Origin of the sequence: Pseudomonas sp. S30 (assembly GCF_016518545.1) — a bacterium.
In the GTDB taxonomy this organism is placed as follows: domain Bacteria; phylum Pseudomonadota; class Gammaproteobacteria; order Pseudomonadales; family Pseudomonadaceae; genus Aquipseudomonas.
Window position 1 is genome coordinate 38,152 of sequence record NZ_JACVTO010000012.1, and the last position, 21,145, is coordinate 59,296.

The 21,145-nt window shown below is 65.0% G+C and carries 23 protein-coding genes, 2 pseudogenes and 1 riboswitch; of the genes and pseudogenes, 14 read left to right on the plus strand and 11 right to left on the minus strand.

Annotated elements, in window-relative coordinates:
• Window positions 1-150 precede the first annotated feature (150 nt).
• From IAE34_RS14650 to IAE34_RS14660, 3 genes are all read left to right on the plus strand, one after another.
• On the plus strand, window positions 151-1,107 hold the full coding sequence (locus IAE34_RS14650; protein ID WP_200139680.1) for a 2-hydroxyacid dehydrogenase: 957 nt from the start codon (window positions 151-153) through the stop codon (window positions 1,105-1,107).
• Window positions 1,108-1,194: 87 nt separating this feature from the next.
• Window positions 1,195-2,193, plus strand: a complete 999-nt coding sequence (locus tag IAE34_RS14655; RefSeq protein WP_200139681.1) for a class I SAM-dependent methyltransferase — start codon at window positions 1,195-1,197, stop codon at window positions 2,191-2,193.
• A gap of 39 nt (window positions 2,194-2,232) precedes the next feature.
• Window positions 2,233-2,357, plus strand: a riboswitch (yybP-ykoY riboswitch).
• An 87-nt stretch (window positions 2,358-2,444) separates the two neighbouring features.
• The gene (locus IAE34_RS14660; RefSeq protein WP_200139682.1) at window positions 2,445-3,029 is read left to right on the plus strand and encodes a TMEM165/GDT1 family protein; all 585 of its coding nucleotides are present in this window, start codon (window positions 2,445-2,447) and stop codon (window positions 3,027-3,029) included.
• 85 nt (window positions 3,030-3,114) lie between these two features.
• Here the strand turns inward: IAE34_RS14660 and IAE34_RS14665 are convergent, their stop codons facing one another.
• Window positions 3,115-3,930, minus strand: coding sequence for a M48 family metallopeptidase (locus IAE34_RS14665; protein ID WP_200139683.1), 816 nt, complete (start codon window positions 3,928-3,930; stop codon window positions 3,115-3,117).
• A gap of 1,201 nt (window positions 3,931-5,131) precedes the next feature.
• Here IAE34_RS14665 and IAE34_RS24775 point away from each other — a divergent pair.
• Window positions 5,132-5,335, plus strand: a pseudogene (locus IAE34_RS24775) (HAMP domain-containing protein); the annotation flags it as partial.
• A 99-nt stretch (window positions 5,336-5,434) separates the two neighbouring features.
• On the plus strand, window positions 5,435-6,190 hold the full coding sequence (locus IAE34_RS24780) for a methyl-accepting chemotaxis protein (RefSeq protein WP_442793200.1): 756 nt from the start codon (window positions 5,435-5,437) through the stop codon (window positions 6,188-6,190).
• Window positions 6,191-6,273: 83 nt separating this feature from the next.
• Here the strand turns inward: IAE34_RS24780 and IAE34_RS14675 are convergent, their stop codons facing one another.
• Genes IAE34_RS14675 through IAE34_RS14685 form a run of 3 tightly spaced genes read right to left on the minus strand, consistent with a single transcriptional unit; the run spans window position 6,274 to window position 7,354 of the window.
• Window positions 6,274-6,894: an SOS response-associated peptidase gene (locus IAE34_RS14675; RefSeq protein WP_200139685.1), complete on the minus strand. Its 621-nt coding sequence runs from the start codon at window positions 6,892-6,894 to the stop codon at window positions 6,274-6,276.
• A gap of 14 nt (window positions 6,895-6,908) precedes the next feature.
• Window positions 6,909-7,169, minus strand: a complete 261-nt coding sequence (locus tag IAE34_RS14680) for a putative signal transducing protein (protein WP_200139686.1) — start codon at window positions 7,167-7,169, stop codon at window positions 6,909-6,911.
• Window positions 7,169-7,354: a CPXCG motif-containing cysteine-rich protein gene (locus IAE34_RS14685; protein WP_200139687.1), complete on the minus strand. Its 186-nt coding sequence runs from the start codon at window positions 7,352-7,354 to the stop codon at window positions 7,169-7,171. Before IAE34_RS14685 ends, IAE34_RS14680 begins: the two co-directional genes overlap by 1 nt.
• 126 nt (window positions 7,355-7,480) lie before the next feature.
• Between IAE34_RS14685 and IAE34_RS14690 the strand changes: the two genes are divergently transcribed.
• Window positions 7,481-8,647, plus strand: a complete 1,167-nt coding sequence (locus IAE34_RS14690) for a 1-acyl-sn-glycerol-3-phosphate acyltransferase (RefSeq protein WP_200139688.1) — start codon at window positions 7,481-7,483, stop codon at window positions 8,645-8,647.
• A 143-nt stretch (window positions 8,648-8,790) separates the two neighbouring features.
• A complete protein-coding gene (locus IAE34_RS14695) occupies window positions 8,791-8,997 on the plus strand; it encodes a hypothetical protein (RefSeq protein ID WP_200139689.1) in 207 nt (68 codons plus the stop codon).
• A 92-nt stretch (window positions 8,998-9,089) separates the two neighbouring features.
• On the opposite strand, the gene IAE34_RS14700 is transcribed toward IAE34_RS14695, so the two are convergent.
• Window positions 9,090-9,674, minus strand: a complete 585-nt coding sequence (locus IAE34_RS14700; protein WP_200139690.1) for a YajG family lipoprotein — start codon at window positions 9,672-9,674, stop codon at window positions 9,090-9,092.
• A 195-nt stretch (window positions 9,675-9,869) separates the two neighbouring features.
• On the opposite strand from IAE34_RS14700, the gene IAE34_RS14705 reads away from it, so the two are divergent.
• Together IAE34_RS14705 and mqo are read left to right on the plus strand one after the other, a co-directional pair.
• Window positions 9,870-10,103 (plus strand): hypothetical protein, encoded by a 234-nt coding sequence (locus IAE34_RS14705; protein ID WP_200139691.1) that lies wholly within the window; start codon window positions 9,870-9,872, stop codon window positions 10,101-10,103.
• Window positions 10,104-10,708: 605 nt separating this feature from the next.
• A complete protein-coding gene (gene mqo, locus IAE34_RS14710) occupies window positions 10,709-12,235 on the plus strand; it encodes a malate dehydrogenase (quinone) (protein ID WP_200139692.1) in 1,527 nt (508 codons plus the stop codon).
• 91 nt (window positions 12,236-12,326) lie between these two features.
• On the opposite strand, the gene IAE34_RS14715 is transcribed toward mqo, so the two are convergent.
• The 4 genes and pseudogenes from IAE34_RS14715 to IAE34_RS14730 form a co-directional block, all read right to left on the minus strand.
• On the minus strand, window positions 12,327-12,617 hold the full coding sequence (locus IAE34_RS14715; RefSeq protein ID WP_200139693.1) for a PA4642 family protein: 291 nt from the start codon (window positions 12,615-12,617) through the stop codon (window positions 12,327-12,329).
• Between the two features lie 71 nt (window positions 12,618-12,688).
• On the minus strand, window positions 12,689-13,159 hold the full coding sequence (locus tag IAE34_RS14720; protein WP_200139694.1) for a hypothetical protein: 471 nt from the start codon (window positions 13,157-13,159) through the stop codon (window positions 12,689-12,691).
• Window positions 13,160-13,255: 96 nt separating this feature from the next.
• A pseudogene (locus IAE34_RS14725) lies at window positions 13,256-13,375 on the minus strand (WbuC family cupin fold metalloprotein); the annotation flags it as partial.
• Between the two features lie 3 nt (window positions 13,376-13,378).
• Window positions 13,379-13,936 (minus strand): hypoxanthine-guanine phosphoribosyltransferase, encoded by a 558-nt coding sequence (locus IAE34_RS14730; protein ID WP_200139695.1) that lies wholly within the window; start codon window positions 13,934-13,936, stop codon window positions 13,379-13,381.
• Between the two features lie 165 nt (window positions 13,937-14,101).
• On the opposite strand from IAE34_RS14730, the gene upp reads away from it, so the two are divergent.
• Window positions 14,102-14,740: a uracil phosphoribosyltransferase gene (gene upp / locus IAE34_RS14735; RefSeq protein WP_200139696.1), complete on the plus strand. Its 639-nt coding sequence runs from the start codon at window positions 14,102-14,104 to the stop codon at window positions 14,738-14,740.
• Between the two features lie 2 nt (window positions 14,741-14,742).
• Window positions 14,743-16,017: a uracil-xanthine permease family protein gene (locus IAE34_RS14740; protein WP_200139697.1), complete on the plus strand. Its 1,275-nt coding sequence runs from the start codon at window positions 14,743-14,745 to the stop codon at window positions 16,015-16,017.
• A 74-nt stretch (window positions 16,018-16,091) separates the two neighbouring features.
• Here IAE34_RS14740 and hemH read toward each other — a convergent pair whose 3' ends face one another.
• Window positions 16,092-17,105 carry a ferrochelatase gene (gene hemH, locus IAE34_RS14745; RefSeq protein ID WP_200139698.1) on the minus strand — a complete coding sequence of 338 codons (1,014 nt, stop codon included), beginning with the start codon at window positions 17,103-17,105 and terminating at the stop codon, window positions 16,092-16,094.
• A gap of 14 nt (window positions 17,106-17,119) precedes the next feature.
• Window positions 17,120-18,025: a TIGR01777 family oxidoreductase gene (locus tag IAE34_RS14750; protein ID WP_200139699.1), complete on the minus strand. Its 906-nt coding sequence runs from the start codon at window positions 18,023-18,025 to the stop codon at window positions 17,120-17,122.
• Window positions 18,026-18,214: 189 nt separating this feature from the next.
• On the opposite strand from IAE34_RS14750, the gene IAE34_RS14755 reads away from it, so the two are divergent.
• The 3 genes from IAE34_RS14755 (at window position 18,215) to IAE34_RS14765 (ending at window position 21,144) form a co-directional block, all read left to right on the plus strand.
• Window positions 18,215-19,201: an NAD(P)/FAD-dependent oxidoreductase gene (locus IAE34_RS14755; RefSeq protein WP_200139700.1), complete on the plus strand. Its 987-nt coding sequence runs from the start codon at window positions 18,215-18,217 to the stop codon at window positions 19,199-19,201.
• A gap of 97 nt (window positions 19,202-19,298) precedes the next feature.
• Window positions 19,299-20,264, plus strand: a complete 966-nt coding sequence (locus IAE34_RS14760; protein WP_200139701.1) for a YbgA family protein — start codon at window positions 19,299-19,301, stop codon at window positions 20,262-20,264.
• Window positions 20,254-21,144, plus strand: coding sequence for a MerR family transcriptional regulator (locus tag IAE34_RS14765; RefSeq protein ID WP_200139702.1), 891 nt, complete (start codon window positions 20,254-20,256; stop codon window positions 21,142-21,144). Before IAE34_RS14760 ends, IAE34_RS14765 begins: the two co-directional genes overlap by 11 nt.
• The last annotated feature ends 1 nt before the right edge of the window (window position 21,145 follow it).

The window sequence follows — 21,145 nt, forward strand, 5'->3', positions numbered from 1 at the left end:
TCGAGCAGCCTACTGTAGAGCGCCGGGTCCAGGGCCAAATCAGCCGAAGGAATGATTTGGCGCAGATCGTGAGCAGTGGCAAGGTGGGCAACCGGCCAGATTTCGTCCACGAGCGCCGCCGAGCTCGTCCCTCTGCAGAAGGTACCGTCAATGCTGCGACACGCCGTCTTTCTCGACCATCACTCGCTGGACCTGGGCGACCTGGATCTCGAACCGCTCAGGCAGGCGTTCGACCGCCTGGACCTGCACCCTGCAACCGACGCGAGTGAAGTCGGCCAACGGCTCGATGGCGCCACGGTGGCGATCACCAACAAGGTCGTGCTGGACGCGCCGGTACTGCAAGCCAACCCGCAGTTGAAGCTGATCCTGGTGGCCGCCACCGGCACCAACAACGTCGACCTGGCTGCCGCCCACGCCCAGGGCATCACCGTGTGCAATTGCCAGGGCTACGGCACGCCGTCGGTGGCCCAGCACACCCTGGCCCTGCTGCTGGCCCTGGCCACGCGCCTGTGCGACTATCGCCAGGCGGTGCGTGACGGCGCGTGGGCGCAGGCCAGCCAGTTCTGCTTGCTCGACTTCCCGATCGTCGAACTGCAAGGCAAGACCCTCGGCCTGCTCGGCCATGGCGAGCTGGGCGGCGCGGTGGCGCGACTGGCCGAGGCGTTCGGCATGCGCGTCGTGAGTGGACAGATCCCCGGACGCCCCGCACGCGCCGACCGATTGCCGCTGGACGCGCTGCTGGCGCAGGTCGACGCGCTGACCCTGCACTGCCCGCTGAACGAGCATACCCGCCACATGCTGGGCGCCCGCGAACTGGCCCTGCTCAAGCCGGGCGCGCTGGTGGTCAATACGGCACGCGGCGGCTTGATCGACGAGCAGGCGCTGGCCGATGCCCTGCGCAGCGGCCATCTGGGCGGCGCGGCCACCGATGTGCTCAGCGTCGAGCCGCCCACACAGGGCAATGCGCTGCTGGCGCCGGACATTCCCCGCCTGATCGTCACGCCCCACAGCGCCTGGGGTGCGGTAGAGGCGCGCCAACGGATCGTTGGGCAACTGGCGGAAAATGCCCAAGCCTTTTTCGCTGGAGCGCCGCGCCGAGCGGTCTGAGCGACACGGCCCGCCGATCGCTTGCAGCCGACCGCGGGCAGCTCGCCGCAAATGCTACACTCCGCGCTTTTTCCAGGAGATCTCCGAATGGATCCGCGCAGTGAAGTGTTGCTCCGCCAGGCGGACCTGTTCCAGGGACCACTGCTGATCGCCGGGGCGGCAGCCGATGGCGCACTCGGGCAGTTGCCCCAGGCCAACGTCTGGACCTGGCATGCTGGCGACCACGCGCTGCTCCAGCAGCGCTTCCCGGGCCGCTGTCACTTCGGTGTCGAGGTGCCGGACGTCCCCTTCGACGCGGCCGTGCTGCTGCTGCCCAAATCCCGCGAGCTGGCCGCCTACCTGCTGGACGCACTGGCCGCGCGGCTGGCAGGGCGCACCCTGTACCTGGTGGGAGAGAAACGCGGGGGCATCGAAGGGGCGGCCAAGCGCCTGCAAGCCTTCGGCAGACCGCGCAAGCTCGACAGCGCGCGCCACTGCCAGCTCTGGCAGGTCACGGTGGACAGCGCCCCGGCCGCCTCGCCGCTCGAACACTGGGCCAAGCGCTTCGATCTGCCCCTCGAAGACGGTCCGCTTCAGGTCGTCAGCCTGCCAGGGGTGTTCAGCCATGGTCGGCTGGACCGTGGCAGCGCCTTGTTATTGCAGCACCTGGAACACCTGCCCAAGGGCCATGTACTGGACTTCGGGTGTGGCGCCGGAGTACTGGGTGCGACGCTCAAGCGGCGTTACCCCGACAGCCAGGTGACCCTGCTCGACGTCGATGCCTTCGCCGTGGCCGCCAGCCGGCTGACGCTGGCGGCCAATGGTCTGGAGGGGGACGTAATTTGCGGGGATGGGATCGACGCCGCCCCCGATGGACTGAATGCGATCGTAAGCAATCCACCCTTTCATACAGGGGTCCATACCGATTACCAGGCGTCGGAAAACCTGCTGCTAAAATCAGCGAAAAAGCTACAGAAATCGGGTGAAATTCGCGTAGTTGCCAACACGTTCCTGCGCTATCAGCCGCTGATCGAGGCTGCACTCGGCAACTGCGAAGTGCGCGCCGAGGGCGACGGATTCCGCATTTATCGCGCCGAACGCCGTTGAAAAAAAGCGCTTGCCGAAACGGAAACGGCTAGGCAGAATCCGCTCCGTCCTAGGGGAGTAGTCTCCCGCAAGCACCCTCTGCTTGCCCGGTACGCGTCAACACACTTGGTCCGCAGACCATGGCGCGTACGACCTTACGGCTCACACAGATGAGCCCGGGGTTTGACAAGACCTATGACACGCACACCTTACCCGGGGCGGGAAGGCTGTACGTGTCATAGCCGTGTCGACCCGCCCCCGTAGGAACCCTGATGCTGGAATCCCTGCTGGTCCCCACCGCCATCGTTGCGCTCGCCGAAATCGGCGACAAGACGCAACTGCTCGCGCTCATTCTCGCGGCCCGCTTTCGCAAGCCGTGGCCGATCATCGCCGGTATCGTCGCGGCAACCCTGGCCAACCACGCGGCCGCCGGTGCGGTGGGCGCCTGGGTCAGCGGATTCTTCACCGAGAGCGTGCTGCACTGGATCCTCGCCGCCAGCTTCACCGCCACCGCACTGTGGACCCTGGTCCCGGACAAGATGGACGATGACGAAGCCAGCAACGCCCGCCGCTTCGGCCCCTTCCTGACCACGCTGATCGCCTTCTTCCTGGCCGAAATCGGTGACAAGACCCAGGTGGCCACGGTGATGCTGGCCGCCCAGTATCCACACCTGATCCTGGTGATCGTCGGCACCACCCTGGGTATGCTGATCGCCAACGTACCGGTGGTGCTGGCGGGCAACTTCGCCGCCGACAAACTGCCCCTGACACTGATTCGCCGCCTGGCAGCGGCTGCGTTCTTCGTGCTGGCGGCCGTGGCGGTGTACTCGGCCATGAAGACCAGTGGCTGGGTGTAGGGGCCGCGTCATGAGTGACGTCGCCCGCGGCTGCAACGGCCGGCGCGCCTGGCGCCGACCGCATCCTGCTACCCACTTGCCGCCTTCAGCGCTTGGCGGCCTGGTACAGCGGCATCACCTTGGGAATGGCCGCCTGCAACGAAGCGATACGGCTGCTGGAGGCCGGGTGGGTACTCATGAATTCGGGCGGAGCACCTTCGGACGCCTTGCTCATCTTGTTCCACAGCGTGATCGCGGCGTTCGGGTCGTAACCGGCGCGCGCCGACAGTTCGAGGCCGATCAGGTCGGCTTCGTTCTCGTTGGCCCGGCTGTTGGGCAAGGTCATGGCGTAGTTCACCACGGTGTCGGCCAGCGCCATGCTGTCCTGACCCAGGCCCAAGAGCGCGCCGGCACCTTGTCGCGCCATGTTCACGCCATAGGCCTTGGACATCGCTTCACGGCCGTGCTCGCGCAGCGCATGGGCGATCTCGTGGCCCATCACCGCCGCCAGCTCGGCATCGGTGAGCTTGAGCTGATCGATCAGGCCGGTGTAGACGATGATCTTGCCGCCCGGACCGCAGTTGGCATTGAGCTCGTCGCTCTTGATCACGTTGACTTCCCATTTCCACTGCGCCGCATCGGGGCGGAACTGGGGCGCCTGGGCGATCAGCCGGTCGGCGACCAGCTGCACGCGGCGAGCGTCGGCGCTGGTCTTGTCCAGCACACCCTTGCTCGACGCCTCGCCCAGTGTCTGCTGGTACGACTGCGCGTACATCTGATTGACCTCGTCGGTGGACAGCATGCTGAACATGTACTGCTTGCGCTCCACGCCCACCGAGCCACCGCTGGTGGTGTTGACCGCCTGGCAGCCGCCCAGCAGGACGCTGGCGCTCAACAGGCTGACCACGAATGACTTACGCATGAAAAGACTCCCTCTTTTTACATGCCGCGTATCCTAGGCGCTGACGCGCGCCCCTGCCAGGGGTTGGCGCGAGATTTCCGATCTGCCACCCTCATGCTTTGCTTCGCCCACGCCGATAACCCGGGACAACGATCTCCTGGCATGGGGCTTTTCGATCATGAAGTTCAAGTCGATCCAGTTTTCCGTGGCGGCGCTGGCCGGCGCCATCGTGTTGAGCATCGTCGCCGCGCTGGTGCTCTACGCCGTCTGGGCTGGCGCGAAAACCCAGGCGCTGGTGCAGCACCGCACCCAGCAGCAGTTCGAGGCGGTCATCGAGCAGCGCCTGTCGGCCCTGGCCCGCACCCAGATCAGCGAAATCCAGCGCGGACTGGAAGCGCCGCTGACCATCAGCCGCGGCCTGGCCACCCTCAGCAGCCTTATCGGCCAGCAGGATGCCGACGGCAAGCCGCTGCTGCAGATCGATCGCGCCTACCTGAGCAACCTGCTCAAGCGCACCGTCGAGGACAACCCCAACGTGCTGGGCGCCTACCTGGGCTGGGAGCCCAACGCCCTGGATCACGCCGACGTCAATGGCCAGCGCTTTCTGCCCTGGTGGTTCCGCAATGCCGACGGCACTCTCGGCCAGGACCGGCTGGTGGACGTCGACGACCAGACCGTGCTGGCCACCGGTGTGCGCGCCAGTGAGTACTACCTGTGCCCCAAGGAAAGCCGCAAGGCCTGCGTGATCGACCCAGCACCTTATAAGGTGGGTGACAAGACGGTGATGCTCGCCTCGTTCGTCGAGCCGATCCTGGTCAAGGGTCAGTTCCAGGGCATCGCCGGCGCCGACCTTTCGGTGGACTTCATCCAGGACCTGCTCAATGCCGCCGACCGCCAGCTGTACGACGGCGCGGGCGAACTGGCGCTGGTCTCCGGCAACGGCCGGCTGGTGGCCTACACCAAGGATCCGGCCAAGTTCGGCGAGAAAGCCAGCGACGTGCTCGATGCAACCGAAGCCACCGCCCTGGCGAGCAAGGACGACAACCTGCACTACCAGATCGACCGCAGCAAAGACCGCATCGAGCTGTACCTGCCGTTCCACATCGCCAACACCGACGCACGCTGGACGCTGCTGCTGCAACTGCCCTTGAGCACGGTGATGGCCGATGTCACGCAACTGCAACAGGACCTGGCCTCGCAACGGCGCAACGACATCGCCGGCATGACCGGCGTCGGCCTGGGTATCGCCGGCCTCGGGCTGCTGGTGATCTGGCTGCTGGCCCTGGGCATCGCCCGGCCGTTGAAGCAGATGGTGACCATGCTCGACGACATTGCCCAGGGCGAGGGCGACCTCACCCGGCGCCTGCACAGCGACCGCGCCGACGAACTGGGCGCCATCGCCAGCGGCTTCAACACCTTCCTGGGCAAGCTGCAGGCGATGATCAGCCAGGTGGTGAGCTCGGTGCAGAAGGTCAGCGACTCGTCCGAGCACACCGCCGACATCGCCATTCGCACCAACCAGGGCATGCACCGGCAATTGGCGGAGATCGACCAGGTGGCCACGGCGGTGCAGGAAATGACCGCCACAGCCCAGGACGTCGCGCGCAACGCCACCCATGCCGCGCAGGCGGCCACCCACGCCGACCAGGCTGCCAGCCAGGGCATGCAGATCGTGCGTGACACCTCGCACTCGATCAGCGCCCTGGCCGGCGAAATCGGCCGGGCGGTGGGCGTGGTGCAGAGCCTGGCCCGCGACAGCGAGAACATCAATGCCATCCTGGTGACCATCCGTGCCATCGCCGAGCAGACCAACCTGCTGGCCTTGAACGCCGCGATCGAGGCCGCGCGAGCCGGCGAGCAGGGCCGCGGCTTTGCCGTGGTCGCCGACGAGGTGCGCAACCTGGCGCAGAAAACCCAGCAGGCGACCCAGGAAATCCAGCAGATGATCCAGCAGTTGCAGCAGGGCACCCGCGATGTGGTCAAGGTCATGGAGGACAGCCAGGGCAAGACCGACGACAGCGTGCAGCAGGCCAGCCGCGCCGCCCAGGCGCTGGAGAGCATCACCCAGGCGGTGTCGGTGATCACCGACATGAACACGCAGATCGCCAGCGCTGCCGAACAGCAGAGTGCAGTGGCCGAGGACATCAACCGCAACGTCACCAACATCGGCCAGGTGGCCGGTGAAGTGGCAGGCGGCGCCGACGAGTCGAGCCAGGCCAGCGCCGAACTGACCCGGCTTGCCGAGCAGCAGCGGCGGCTGATCAATCAGTTCAGAGTGTAGGGCGCAGCGTCGCGGCGCGCCCATCGTGGGCACGCCGCGACCGAACGCAGCGCTGGTTCACCCGCGATGGCCACGCCCAGGAGTCAGGCCGGCGTCAGGCACTGCGGTCCGTCGAGTTGCGGATCATTGACCAGGTGCGCCAACGCCCGCTCACGCAAGCTCGCCTGCGGGCTGGCCAGCAGCTCCTGCAACCGCACCAGGGGTGTCTGGGGGTCCAGCCAGGCCGCCTGCCCCGCCTCATCGAGGATCAATGGCCGACGCTGGTTCATGGCCGCCTGGGTGACCACTGCACAGCTGAGCCACACCTGCTCCTGCACGGGATAGGCTTCCCAGATACCGGCATAGAACAGCGAGGCACCCTCCCCTGGCGTCACCCAATAGGGCCGCTTGCGTGCCGTACCCCGCCACTCGTAGAAACCGTTGGCCGGCAGCAGGCAGCGACGCAGGCGAAACGCCTCGCGGAACATCGGCTGCTCGGCGAGGGTTTCGGCGCGGGCATGGGCCGGGGTGCGCGACAGGTCGGTGAGCCACGGCGGCGTAAGCCCCCATCGGGCCCTGGCCAATTGCACCTGACCGTCGAGCTGGCGCTGGATGAGCACCGAGGCACCGGGCGAAATGTTCCATTGCGCCCTCTGGTCGCTCGGAAACCCCGGCAGCGCAGCGAAGGCCTGGGACCAGCGAAACAGGGCATAGCGTCCACACATATAAAGAAGCACACCTAACAGATCAAGGTGCCGGGAAAAGCCTCTGGCTCATCACCGGCGAGGGGCTGGGCGGCATTGTACGCATCGATCAGCTGCCGTGCGTAGCCCGCCTGCTCATCGTCCACCGCCAGGGCCAGCAGTCCCTGCAAGGGCAGGTCGCCCATGGCGCCGACCAGATCGGCGCCGATCAGGTGCACCGCCACGCCTTCGCTGGTCAGCATGCCGATCAGCATCTGCGCTTCCATCAGGCTCGCCGGTTCGTAGATCCTGCGCATCAGGCGTCATCCTCCCGGCGTGCCTCGAGCATCCATTGGTCATCGTGCACCTGCAGGATGAACACGATGGGCTGGCAGCACACCTGGCAATCCTCGGTGTAGTGCTGGTCGCCGGCGGACAGGTCGACAGTGGTTTCGACGCGTTCGCCGCAATAGGGACAGTCGTAGGAGTCGATTTCGAGCATCGGGGGCCTGTGCAGTGACTTATGCGTATAATTGCCGGTCTGTCTACGGGGTCCGTGTGTGTCCGAGCCGTTTTCTTGGCCCCGCCCCTACCTTATTACTCTAGCCGTTTCCAACAAGAGAGCATGATGGGCGAATTCGATGCCATCCGACCTTACGACGACGCTGAAGTCCCTGCCGTTCTGGCACGCCTGCTCAGCGATCCGGCATTTCTCGATATCCTCACCCACTTCCGGTTCCCGCGCCTGGCCGGTGCCTTCGGCTGGCTGCTCAGGCCGCTGATCGCCCGACGCCTGCGCAAGGAGTTCGCCGGCGTCAGCAGCGTGGCGACCTTGCAGGACAAGGTCGAGTACTACGTCGATCGCACCATCGACCGCGCCACCGACGGGGTCACCTACACCGGTGTCGAGCAGTTGAAATCCGGCAGTGCCTACCTGTTCCTGGCCAACCACCGCGACATCGTCATGGACCCGGCCTTCGTCAACTACGCCGTCTACCATGCCGGCCTGCCAACCCCACGCATCGCCATCGGCGACAACCTGCTGCAAAAGCCCTTCGTCAGCGACATGATGCGCCTGAACAAGAGCTTCATCGTGCACCGCTCCATCAGTGGCCGGCGCGAGAAACTGGCGGCCTATCAGTTGCTGTCGGCCTACATCAACCATTCGATCCGCAAGGATGGCGCCTCGATCTGGATCGCCCAGGCCGAGGGGCGCGCCAAGGATGGCGATGACCGCACCGATTCGGCCATTCTCAAGATGTTCCACATGAGCCGCAAGGAGGAAGCCTTCGGCGCAGTGGTGCAGAGTCTGAACCTGATCCCGGTGTCGATCAGCTACGAATACGACCCATGCGATCAGGCCAAGGCCCGCGAGTTGTACATCCGCGCCACCACCGGCAGCTACACCAAGGTGCCCGGCGAGGACGACAACAGCATCGCCCAGGGCATCACCGGCTACAAAGGCCGGGTGCACATCAACTTCGCCGCGCCCATCACCGAGTACCACGAGGACACCAAGCAATTGGCGCAGGCCATCGATCGACAGATCCTCGGCGGCTACCGGCTGTTTCCCGCCCACTACCTGGCCTACGCCATGTGGGACGAGCAGGACCCGGCCCTGGCCGTGCCCAGCGCCGAAGCGGTGTTCCCCGCCGAGGAGCTGGCGCGGGCACGGGAGCAATGGCAAAGCCGGCTGGACGCCTGCCCGGTCGAGCACCGGCCCTACCTGGTGTTGCAATACGCGACGCCGGTACGCAACCAGTATCAGGTCAAACGCCAGGCCGAGATCGCGTGAGCCCAGGGGCGCTCCGCGGGTGCGCGGGAGGCCGCTGGTAGAGCCGTTCGGCGGCCCTGCCCGGCACGCCCTAAATTTCGCCTGTCATACGCTCGTCATCCGAGAAGGCCACTCTATCGGCCTTCTCGAGACCGGAGCTTGACATGCTGCATGCCGAAAACCAGGACCGCCTCTATCTGGTCGCCCAGAGCGACGAGCAGCAGGCATTGATCGACGGCTGTTCGATCAACGTCCATGACCGCCGCTGGCTGGTGTATTGCGCCCTGGGCGGGCATGCCCATGACGACCTGCCGGAACTCGACCTGCAGACCGGCCTGAGCCTGCTGAATTTCGGTATCGAGGCCGCCTGAGGCCTCGAGGCGGCCTGTGCCTTGCCCGCGCCCACAAAAAAACCCGCCGCCCGGAATACCGGCGGCGGGTTTTTTCATGAGGCTGAAACCCGTTACTGAGCCAGCATCTGGCTGATCGACGGGTCCTTGAACAGCCGGGTCAGGGCATCGCTGAGCACGTCGCTGACCAGCTTGGTGTTGGTTTCCTGGTTCGGCGCCATGCCGAAGCGCTGATCCAGGGACGCACCATAGCGACCGCTGTAGCGGCGGTTGCCGTTGTTCACGTCGGCGCGGAAGGTGGCGCCGATGGTCGCTTCGGTGACGTACATCTTGTCCTTGGGCGACTGGTACTTGAGCTCGGCCAGGGTCACGGTCAATTGCGGCGCATTGCCTGCGCCGCGGGTCGGGGTGAAGCCGAGCAGGCGCACGGCTGCCTCGGCCTGAGCCTGCAGCTTGGGCACCACGTCATTGCCACTGACGCTGATGGTGCTGGTCTCGGGGTACATGCCGCCGCGAGTACCCAGCGACTGCGAACCACGCCCGTCGACCACCTTGACCTCGACCGGCTGGCCACGGCCGACAGGGTTGAGCTGGGCCGTGAGCTTGGGTTGCGGGCTCAGTTGCTGCGGGCTGTGGGCACAGCCGACCAGGCTCAGGGTAGCCACCGCCATCAAACCGAACAACAGACGTTGCAGCATGCGCATTTCTCCAGAAAAAGCGGCAAAGGCCCACAGTATAACGAGTGGCACGACCCAAGCGGCAAGCTTCGGAACATGAAGCTGCAGCCAGGATGCAGGCGACGTTTGTCATGGCGAACGCATGCTTCTGTCACGTGCGCTTCATGGCCGCACCGCTATGCTGGCGCCACCTCCGATCAGACAGGACTCGCCACCATGGCCTCGCTCTGGAACCTGCTCTTCAAACGCTCGCGTGACAACACCTACGCCCGCCTCGACGGCGAAGGCAAGTGCCTGGCGTTCAAGCGCTGCGGCCAGGCGCCCACGGGCAGCGGCTGGGTTCAGGTCAGCGAGGCGCACCTGGCCTGGCTGGGTCGGCCACTGCCTGGCAGTGCGCGGGTGTGCACGCCGGCCAGACGCCGTTGGCCGGAGCGCCTGCTGGCAGCCTGACAAACACGGTAATAAAAAGCCAAGAAGTACGACCTTTCTGCCCGCGACCTCGTTATAATCTCCCCCCGATTATAAGGACGTCTCCTGATCGGGCCCTGCACTCGCCGCTTGACCCCGGCACCTTCACCGCCTTGCCCACAGAGAGCCTTCCACTCAGGTCCTGCATCGGCTGTCGTGCCTGCTGTCTCCGGCCGTCCGCTGCCCATGAACCTGCGGGTTGCCCTCGCGCAGTCCACTTTTGAGGTTCACGTCTCCAAAAGAGCGTGGAAAAACGGTTTTCACAACTTCACGAGAGTGTGGCGAGCAAATGAACAGTCTGGCATGTGCAACAGCGGCAACGGCGTTTTCCTCAGCCCCGAGCAGTCGGCCTGGGCGCTCATCCTGGATGGGCGCCTGAGGCCGGTCCATAACCCACGACGGATCACCTGACCATAAGTCGAATTGCCGCAGTGCTGGCAAATGGCGTTCAATGACCGAACACCCGAAGACCGATTGGCGGTGTCCGCTGGAGTTGCAACAACTGCGAAGAGTCGGACATGGCGATCCTGGCCAACCCAGGGGTCCTATGCTGTCAATTAGGTGCTGTAGATTGTGGAGACGCGTTAATGGCGCAGAACGAATCGGTTGATGTGGTACTGGTAGGCGCTGGCATCATGAGTGCCACCCTGGCCGTACTGCTCAAGGAGCTGGACCCTGCGATCACGCTGGAAGTCGTCGAGGCGATGGACTCCGGGGCCGCGGAAAGCTCCAACCCCTGGAACAACGCCGGCACCGGCCACGCCGGCCTGTGCGAGCTGAACTACACCCCGCAGGCCGCCGATGGCAGCATCGACATCAAGAAGGCCGTGCACATCAATACCCAGTTCGAGGTCTCGCGCCAGTTCTGGGCCTACCTGAGCCGCAAGGGTGGGTTCGGCCCTGCGCGCGACTTCATCAACGCCGTGCCGCACCTGAGCTACGTCGAGGGTGACAAGGGCATCGCCTTTCTGAAGAAGCGCTTCGAGTTGCTCAAGCAGCATCACGCCTTCAGCCACATGGAATACACCGAAGACAAGTCCGTGATGCAGCAGTGGATGCCGCTGATGATGCCCGGTCGCCCAGCCGACCAGCACATCGCGGCCACCCGCGTGCTCAAGGGCACCGACGTCAATTTCGGCGCCTTGACCAACAAGCTGCTCAAGCTGCTCGGCGACAGCCCTGCCGCCCAGGTCAAGTACAGCAAGAAGGTCACCAACCTGCACCGCAAGGGCAACGGCTGGACCGTCACGATCAAGGACGTCAACAGCGGCAGCAGCCGCGACGTGGACGCCCGCTTCGTCTTCCTCGGCGCCGGCGGCGCTGCCCTGCCGCTGCTGCAGGCCTCGGGCATCCCGGAAAGCAAGGGCTTCGGCGGCTTCCCGGTCAGCGGCCAGTGGCTGCGTTGCGACAACCCTGCCATCGTCAGCCAGCACCAGGCCAAGGTCTACAGCCAGGCGGCAGTGGGCGCCCCGCCGATGTCGGTGCCGCACCTGGACACGCGCGTGGTCGATGGCAAGAAGTCGCTGCTGTTCGGGCCTTATGCCGGCTTCACCACCAAGTTCCTCAAGCACGGCTCGCTGATGGACCTGCCGCTGTCGGTGCGCATGGGCAACATCGGCCCGATGCTGGCCGTCGCCCGCGACAACATGGACCTGACCAAGTACCTGGTCAGCGAAGTGATGCAGTCGATGGAACAGCGCCTGGACTCGCTGCGCCGCTTCTACCCTGAGGCCAAGGCCGAGGACTGGCGCCTGGAGGTGGCCGGCCAGCGCGTGCAGATCATCAAGAAGGACCCGAAAAAGGGCGGCATCCTGCAGTTTGGCACCGAGCTGGTCTCGGCCGCCGACGGCAGCCTGGCTGCGCTGCTCGGCGCCTCGCCAGGTGCCTCGGTGACCGTCTCGATCATGCTCGAGCTGCTCGAGCGCTGCTTCCCCGAGCAGACTCGAGGCGCCTGGGCAGCCAAGCTCGAGGAAATCTTCCCGGCCCGCGAGAAGACCCTGGCCACCGATGCGGCGCTGTATCAGCAGATCAGCGCCGCCAACGATGCCGCCCTGGGGCTGGGCGAAGCCGAGCCGCTGCAACACGCCGAAGACGGGCAACGCCAGTCGGTCTAGGCCCTGCCTGAGCGGCGAAGGCCGGGCCTGCCCGGCCTGACGCCCACCACGGCGCTGACGGTCACGTCGCGCCTGGTGGCGGGCCGACGCGTCAGCCGCGCGCCTTGTCGATCACCTCGATGTATTCTGGTGCGTTGCGCTGGTCGACGATCGCCTCGGCGAAGGTCTTGCCCTGCTCGTCCTTGCCGTCCACGTCATGGCCGGCCTCGACGAAGAACTTCACGAACCGCTCGAAATCGTCGATGCGAAGGCCCCGGTAAGCCTTGATCAGCTTGTGGTGCGAAGGCGAGGTGCGGCCATCGGCCGGCTCGAACTGAAGGAACGTCTTGATGTAGTCGTCGCTGATCTCGTCACCGATAACCTGCTTCTTGTCTTTACGCATCTACCGACTCCAACTGGGCTTTCACGGGCCATTTCTAAGGCGGGCAGTGTACCCGGCGCGGCCCTCGCCTCTCAACGCGCGCGTACGCTGCCGGTATGCAGGTCGGCCCACACATGGCCGTTGGCATAACTGAGGAACTGCACGTACAGCGTCTCGTTGCGCAGCAGGTCCATGATCACCCGGTAGTCGGCCTGTGGATAATTCAACGTCAGGGTGCGTGTGGCGTCGTCGAAGGTGGGCCGCTTGAGGCTCTTGCCGCCCTCGCCGTCGAAGCTCACCAGCACCTGGCTGAGGGTGGCCCCTTTGTTCAGCGGCTTGCCTTTCAAACGCAGAGTCACCGACGCGGTGATGGGGATCGGCTGCTGGCTGGATTGACGCTGAGCGCCCACCACCACCGAGTACTCGGTGACCTGCAGCAATTGCTGGGCTTCGGGCGCCTGCTGGCGCAGGGAAAGGTCGTCCGGCGGCAGGAACTGGCTGTGCAGCGGGGCAGCGGCGAGCGGCAGGCTCAGCGCTAGCAGCAGAGGGAGGAAGGCACGCATGGGAGGCTCCTTGGCAAGGCCCCCTAGCATGCCTATTCAGCGGCGATCAGTCGAACTGCGCGCGCATCCAGTCGTGGTAGCCAGGCCCTACGGACAGCGATGGCAAGGCTCTTCCATCTCATGGAAGTTGTGGTGCTGACGGCCGCGCGGGTTGCCCGCAGCCTTTTCGGCCAGCCCGTCGAACAGCGTCTTGTCGATGAAAGCGGGCTGGCGCACGGCTTACATCCCCTTCACGGCGAAGATGCCATTGGCGTTGCGCCAGTAGCCCTTGTAGTCCATGCCATAGCCGAAGATGTAGCGATCCACGCACGGCAGGCCCACGTAGTCGGCCTTCAGGTCGGGACTGGCCTTGCGGTCGTGATCCTTGTCGATCAGCACGGCGGTGTACACCGAACGGGCGCCGGCATGCTTGCAGAAGTCGATGATCGCGCTGAGGGTGTGGCCCTCGTCGAGGATGTCGTCGACGATCAGTACGTCGCGGTCGATGAACGAAACTTCCGGCTTGGCCTTCCAGAACAGCTCGCCGCCGCTGGTCTGGTTGCGGTAGCGCGTGGCGTGCAGGTAGGAGGCTTCAAGCGGGAACTGCAAGTGGGTAAGCAGCTTGCCGGCGAAGATCAGCCCGCCGTTCATCACGCAGAACACCACGGGATTCTTGTCGTGCAGGTCCTGGCAGATCCGCTCGCCGACCTGGGCGATGGCCGCTTCGACCTGGGCTTCGGAATACAGGCAATCGGCCTCGCTCATCACTTGGCGGATATGCTCGAGATCGGCGGACATGGGGCGCTCTCCGGGAGGTGCATTTTGGAAAAGCGGGCAACGGTACGCATCCGCTGGCTACAGATCAAGTGTTTATGGACTAACGTGCACAATGACTGCACGACATCAGGGACTGAATAGATTAACCTAGCGCGGTTTTTTTGCCCGCCTTCCGGAGCTTTTCCTATGCCCACTCGTGAGATCCGCCATCCGCTGATCCGCCACAAGCTCGGCCTGATGCGCCGCGCCGACATCAGCACCAAGAATTTTCGCGAACTCGCCCAGGAAGTCGGCGCGCTGCTGACCTATGAAGCCACCCAGGACCTGCCCCTGGAAACCTACGAGATCGACGGCTGGTGCGGCAAGGTCCAGGTCGAGAAGATCGCCGGCAAGAAGATCACCGTGGTACCAATCCTGCGCGCCGGCATCGGCATGCTCGACGGCGTGCTCAGCCTGGTGCCAGGTGCCAAGGTCAGCGCCGTGGGCGTGGCGCGCAACGAGGAAACCCTCGAAGCCCACACCTACCTGGAAAAGCTGGCGCCGGACATCAACCAGCGCCTGGCGCTGATCATCGACCCGATGCTGGCCACCGGCAACTCCATGGTCGCCACCATCGACCTGCTGAAAAAGGCCGGCTGCCGTGAAATCCGTGCCATGGTCCTGGTCGCCGCCCCGGAAGGCATCGCCGTGGTCGACAAGGCCCATCCCGACGTACAGATCTACACCGCTTCGATCGATCAGCGCCTCAACGAACACGGCTACATCGTGCCGGGCCTGGGCGATGCCGGCGACAAGATCTTCGGCACCAAGCAGAAGGACGCCTGATCATGCAGGACGGCTTCAACGACCCGCTCTGGCGACAGGTCGTTTCGGGCGCCCAGATGCTCTTCGTGGCCTTCGGCGCCTTGGTGCTCATGCCGCTGATCACCGGGCTGGATCCCAACGTGGCGCTGTTTACCGCGGGCCTGGGCACCCTGTTGTTCCAGCTGGTCACGGGCCGTCAGGTACCGGTATTCCTGGCATCGAGCTTCGCCTTCATCACCCCCATCATTCTGGCCAAGGGCCAGTTCGGCCTGGCGGCGACCATGGGCGGGGTGATGGCGGCCGGCTTCGTCTACACCTTCATGGGCCTGATGGTGAAGATCAAGGGCACCGGGTTCATCGACCGCATGCTGCCACCGGTGGTGATCGGGCCGGTGATCATTTCCATCGGCCTGGCCATGGCGCCGATCGCCGCCAACATGGCCATGGGCAAGGGCGGCGATGGCAGTGCGCTGATGTCCTACCAGACCGCCATGCTGATCTCCATGCCGGCCCTGCTCACCACCCTCGTCGTCGCAGTGTTCGGCAAGGGCATCTTCCGCCTGGTGCCGATCATCGCCGGCGTGGTGGTGGGCTTCGCCCTGTCGTTCGCCTTCGGCGTGGTCGACACGGCGAAGATCGCTGCCGCGCCCTGGCTGGAACTGCCGAAGTTCACCGCCCCGGAATTCAATTGGCAGGCCATTCTGTTCATCGTTCCGGTCGCCCTGGCGCCCGCCATCGAGCACATCGGCGGAGTGATCGCGGTCGGCAGCGTGACGGGGCGCGACTACCTGAAGCAGCCCGGCCTGCACCGCACCCTGTTCGGTGACGGCCTGGCCACCACCGCTGCGGGCCTGTTCGGCGGCCCGCCCAATACCACCTATGCCGAGGTGACCGGCGCGGTGATGCTGACCAAAGCCTACAACCCGAAGATCATGACCTGGGCGGCGGTGTTCGCCATCACCCTGGCGTTCATCGGCAAGTTCGGCGCCCTGCTGCAGAGCATTCCGGTACCGGTGATGGGCGGCATCCTGTGCCTGCTGTTCGGCTCGATCGCTGCGGTGGGCCTCAATACCATGATCCGCCACAAGATCGACCTGGCCGAGGCGCGCAACCTGGTGATCGTGTCGGTGACGCTGGTGTTCGGCATCGGCGGCGTACTGATCGGCAGCGGCGACGGCCCCGACGACTGGGGCCTGAAAGGCATCGCCCTGTGCGCAGTGGTGGCCATCGTCCTGAACCTGATCCTGCCGGGCAACGACGGCTGGAAGAACAAGCGGCTCGACGACCCGCTGCCTTGAGCTGCGCGTGAACGAAAAGGGGCCGCAATCGCGGCCCCATTTCGTTGCAAGCGTTATGCCTCAGGCCTTCTCGCTCACGCCTTCTCGCAAAGCCCGGCGAGCACCTGCGCCCAATGCCGGTCATCATTCAAGCAAGGCACCAGCACCAATTCTTCACCGCCCGCTTCGATGAACTGCTCCTTGCCGCGATCGCCAATCTCTTCCAGTGTCTCGATGCAGTCGGCGACGAACGCCGGGCACATCACCAGCAACTTCTTGACTCCGGCCGCCGCCAGTTCGTCCAGGCGCGTTTCGGTGTAGGGTTCGATCCACTTCGCGCGCCCCAGGCGCGACTGGAACGAGGCCGACCACTTGCCGTCAGGTATGCCTGCGGCCTTGGCGAAGGCGGCTGCACTGGCCAGGCACTGGGAGCGATAGCACACCTTGCGCACCGCGGCGCAGGCGGTTTCGCAGCAGTTGGCGCTCTGCAGGCAGTGCGAACCGGTGGGATCGAGTTTCTTCAGGTGCCGCTCCGGCAGGCCGTGGAAACTCAGCAGCAGGTGATCGTAGTCCTGCGCCAGGTACGAGCGGGTGCTGTGGACCAGGGCCTGGATGTAGTCAGGCTCATCGTAGAAGGGTTGCAGCACGCGCATGTCCAGGTCCAGCTTGCGTTCGGCCAGGGTCTGGCGCGCCAGCTCCACCACCGTGGTGACGGTGCTGTCGGCGAACTGCGGGTACAGCGGCGCCAGCGTTACCCTGCGTACACCCTGGCCGGCCAGGCGCTCGAGCACCTCGGGCAGTGCCGGCTGACCATAGCGCATAGCCACTTCGACCGGCCCGTGGGGCCAATGCGGGGTGATGGCCGCTTGCAGGCGACGCGTCAGCACCACCAGTGGCGAGCCCTCTTCCCACCAGATCGACGCATAGGCGTGGGCAGACTGCTCAGGGCGCTTGATCAGGATCAGCGACACCAGCAACCGCCGCACCGGCCACGGCAGGTCGATGACGTAGGGGTCCATGAGGAACTGGTTGAGGTAGCGGCGCACGTCGGCCACCGAGGTGGAGGCCGGTGAACCCAGGTTGACCAGCAGCAGAGCGTGATCGGTCATGCAACATCCTAATGTCAGAGGCGCTCGGACAGGTCATCCAACGCCGTTTGCAGATCGTCGAAGCGGAAACCGAAACCGGCCTCCAGCAGCCGCGCCGGGCGGGCCCGTTGCCCGCCGAGCAGCAGGTTGGACATCTCGCCCAGCCCTGCCTTGAGCAGCAATGCCGGCACCGGCAACACCGCCGGGCGATGCAAGGCATGGCCCAGCGCCTTGGCGAATTCGCGGTTGCGTACCGGCTGCGGTGCGCAGGCATTATAGGGACCGCTGGCATCGTCGCGCTGCAAGAGAAAATCAATCAGGGCGATTTGATCGTCCACATGCACCCAGGGCATCCACTGCCTGCCATTGCCCAGCGGCCCGCCCAGACCCAACTTGTAGGGCAGGCGCAGGCGCGCGAGAAACCCGCCGTCGGCGGCCAGCACCAGCCCGGTCCGCACCAGTACCACGCGCAGGCCGAGTGCCTGTGCACGCAGTGCGGTTTCCTCCCAGGCGATGCACAGCTGGCTGGCGAAGTCTTCCTTGACCGGCGGCGACGCCTCGGTCAGCTCACGCTCGCCGCCGTCGCCGTACCAGCCCACCGCCGACCCGGAGATGAGTACCTCGGGCCGCTGGCTGCGCTGCTCCAGCCAGGCCAGCAGGTGCTCGGTCAGGCTGATGCGACTGGCCCACAGCACCTGCCGCCGCGAGGCCGTCCACGGGCGGTCGGCGATGGGCGCTCCGGCCAGGTTGACCACCGCATCCACAGGCTCGGATGCAGCGATCTCGTGCAGATCGGCGACCCCTCGCACACGCTCCCCACAAAGCTGGGGTATCCGCTCGGGCGTGCGGCTCCACACCGTCAGACGATGCCCCTGAGCCAGCCAGTGCTGACACAGATGCCGCCCGATCAAGCCTGTTCCACCTGTCAGCACGATGTGCATGGCGCTGTCCTCTTATGCTGGGGGTCATGGTCTATTTTTAACTTCAAAGGCACTTTTTCCACGCAGTGCTCTCGGATAAACATAGGCCAACCTGTTCCTCTTGATGGAATAACCTTATACAAAACTTCTGCGTTGTACAGGTTTGTTTGCCAGGGTAGTCTGCTCCAAGCACGGTTCCAAGAGGCCAGCATGACAATACCTATCGCTATCATCGGGGCCGGCATCGCCGGCCTGTCCGCCGCCCAGGCCCTGCAGAAGGCCGGGCAGATCGTCCATCTGTTCGACAAGGGCCATGGCAGTGGCGGTCGCATGGCCAGCAAGCGCAGCGACGTCGGGGCGCTGGACCTCGGCGCGCAGTATTTCACCGCGCGCGACCGGCGTTTCGTCGACGAAGTGCAGGGCTGGGTGGCCGCTGGCTGGGCGGCGCAATGGAAACCCCAGTTGTACAACTACCGCCACGGCCAACTCACCCCCTCCCCTGACGAGCAGACCCGCTGGGTCGGCGTGCCGCGCATGAGCGCAATCACCCGCGGCCTGCTCGACGACGTTACGGTGCACTTCGGCTGTCGCATCGCAGAGGTGTTCAGGGGCACCGAGTTCTGGCACCTGCAGGACACCGAGGGCGCCATGCACGGCCCCTACAGTCGCGTGGTGATTGCCGTTCCCGCGCCCCAGGCCACACCGCTGCTGGCGGCGACGCCGAAACTGGCCGCCGTCGCGGCGGGTGTGCAGATGGAGCCGACCTGGGCGGTGGCCCTGGGCTTCAGCGCCTCCCTGGACACGCCGATGCAGGGTTGCTTCGTGCAGCACAGTCCGCTGGACTGGCTGGCTCGCAATCGCAGCAAGCCGGGCCGTGACGAGTCACTGGACACCTGGGTGCTGCACGCCACCGCTGACTGGAGCCGCCAGGGGATCGATCTGCCCAAGGAGGCCGTGATCGAGACGCTGCGTGGGGAATTCGCCGAATTGATCGGTTGCGTGGTACCGGCGCCCGCCTTCACCCTGGCGCACCGCTGGCTGTACGCGCGGCCGGCGGGCAGTCACGAATGGGGCGCGTTGGCAGATGCCGATCAGGGCCTGTACGCCTGTGGCGACTGGTGCCTGTCGGGCCGAGTGGAAGGCGCCTGGCTCAGTGGTCAGGAGGCCGCACGTCGACTGCTCGAACACCTCGAATAACGTGTACGGAAAATTTTTCTTGCATACTTTTTTTTCGATATGCTGGAATAAACCTGTACATAAAATTCGTCTTGTACAGGTTTAACGGAGATTCAGCATGGACACCCAGGGCGTCATCGACAAACCCCGCATCGCCATCAGTGCCTGCCTGGCGGGTCAGGACGTGCGCTTCAACGGCGGGCACAAGGCCTCGGACCTGTGCCAGTCGCTCGGCGCCCATTTCGACTGGGTGCCCCTGTGTCCCGAGGTCGCCATCGGCCTGGGTACGCCTCGGGAAGCGATTCGCCTGGTGGGCGACCCGGAGGCGCCGGAAGTGATCAATCCACGCAACCCCGGGACCGACCTGGCCGCGCCACTGCGTGCCTACGGCGAACAGATGGCCGAGGCGCTGGACGATATCTGCGGCTACGTGTTCATGCAGAAGTCGCCGTCCTGCGGCCTGGAGCGGGTCAAGGTTTATCAGGACAACGGCCGCCCTTCGGTGCATGGGGGCCGCGGCGCCTATGCTCAGGCCTTCTGCGCACGACGCCCCGACCTGCCCGTGGAAGAAGAGGGTCGCCTGCATGATCCCGTGCTGCGGGAAAACTTCATCAGCCGCGTCTATGCCTATGCCGATTGGCAAAACCTGCTGCGCGAGGGCCTCACGCGCGGTGCGCTGATCGACTTCCACTCGCGCTACAAATACCTGTTGATGGCGCATAATCCCCAGGCTTATCGCGAACTCGGCAGCCTGCTCGGCAAGATGAACCGTCATGACGATCCAGAAGTTCTCGGCCCACGCTACTTCAGCCAACTGATGCAGGCGCTGCGTCGCTGCGCCAGTCGAGGCACTCACAGCAACGTGCTGCAGCACCTGTGCGGGTATCTGCGCGACGCACTGGACGGCAGCGACAAAGCGGAAATGCAGCAGCTGATCAGCCAGTACCATGAAGGCATCGTGCCGCTGGTGGTGCCGCTGACCCTGCTCAAGCATCATCTGCGTAACCATCCGGATCCGTACCTCATGCAGCAGGCCTATCTGCAGCCGCACCCTGAAAACATGGGATTGCGCAATGCGCTCTGAAGATCACCTACCGATCGGCGAGCTGGCCCGGCGCACCGGGGTCAACCCTGTGACCCTGCGGGCCTGGGAGCGACGCTATGGTCTGTTGATTCCGGATCGCACTCCCAAAGGCCACCGGCTGTATCGCGAGGCGCATGTACAGAAGGTCCTCGATATCCTCCAATGGCTGGAACGTGGTGCTTCGGTCAGCCAGGTTCGAGACCTGCTGGAAAACAGCAACAGCACGCCACCGGTGCTCAATGGCGATTGGCAGGCGCGCTGCACGCAGTTGATCGAGGCCATCGCCAACCTTGCCCAGCGTTCGCTGGATCAGCAGCTGAACCAGGCCATGGCGCTGTATCCAGCGACCACTCTGTGCGATCAGCTACTGCTGCCGCTGCTCGAACAATTGGAGCAGCGTTGGCGTCATCATTTCGATGCTGGGCTGGAGCAGTCCTTCTTCCACACCTGGCTGCGCAGCAAGCTCGGCGCGCGGGTGTACCACGACAACCATTCCCTCGAAGGCCCACCCGTGCTCCTGGCCAGTGTGGCCGAACAGCCGTTCAACGAACGGCTGTGGCTGACGGCCTGGCTACTCAGCAGCAGTGGCGTGGCGGTCGAGGTGCTGGAGTACCCGGTGACGGGCAAGCAGCTGGTGCACGTGGTCGACAGGCTGCAGCCGCGGGCGGTGGTGCTGTACCTGGGCGCACGCCTCGACGTCCCTGCACTGATGCCGCTGGAGGGTGTAACGCAATTGAAACTACTGGGCGGTATCAGCGCTCCCATTCATCAGGAGCGACTGGAGACCATGGGGCTTGCCAATTCCCAATTGTTCGAGACCCCGCAGCAGGTCCTGCGGCTGATCCAGCAGTCCACCCCGAGCCTCGATGCGAGACCCTGAG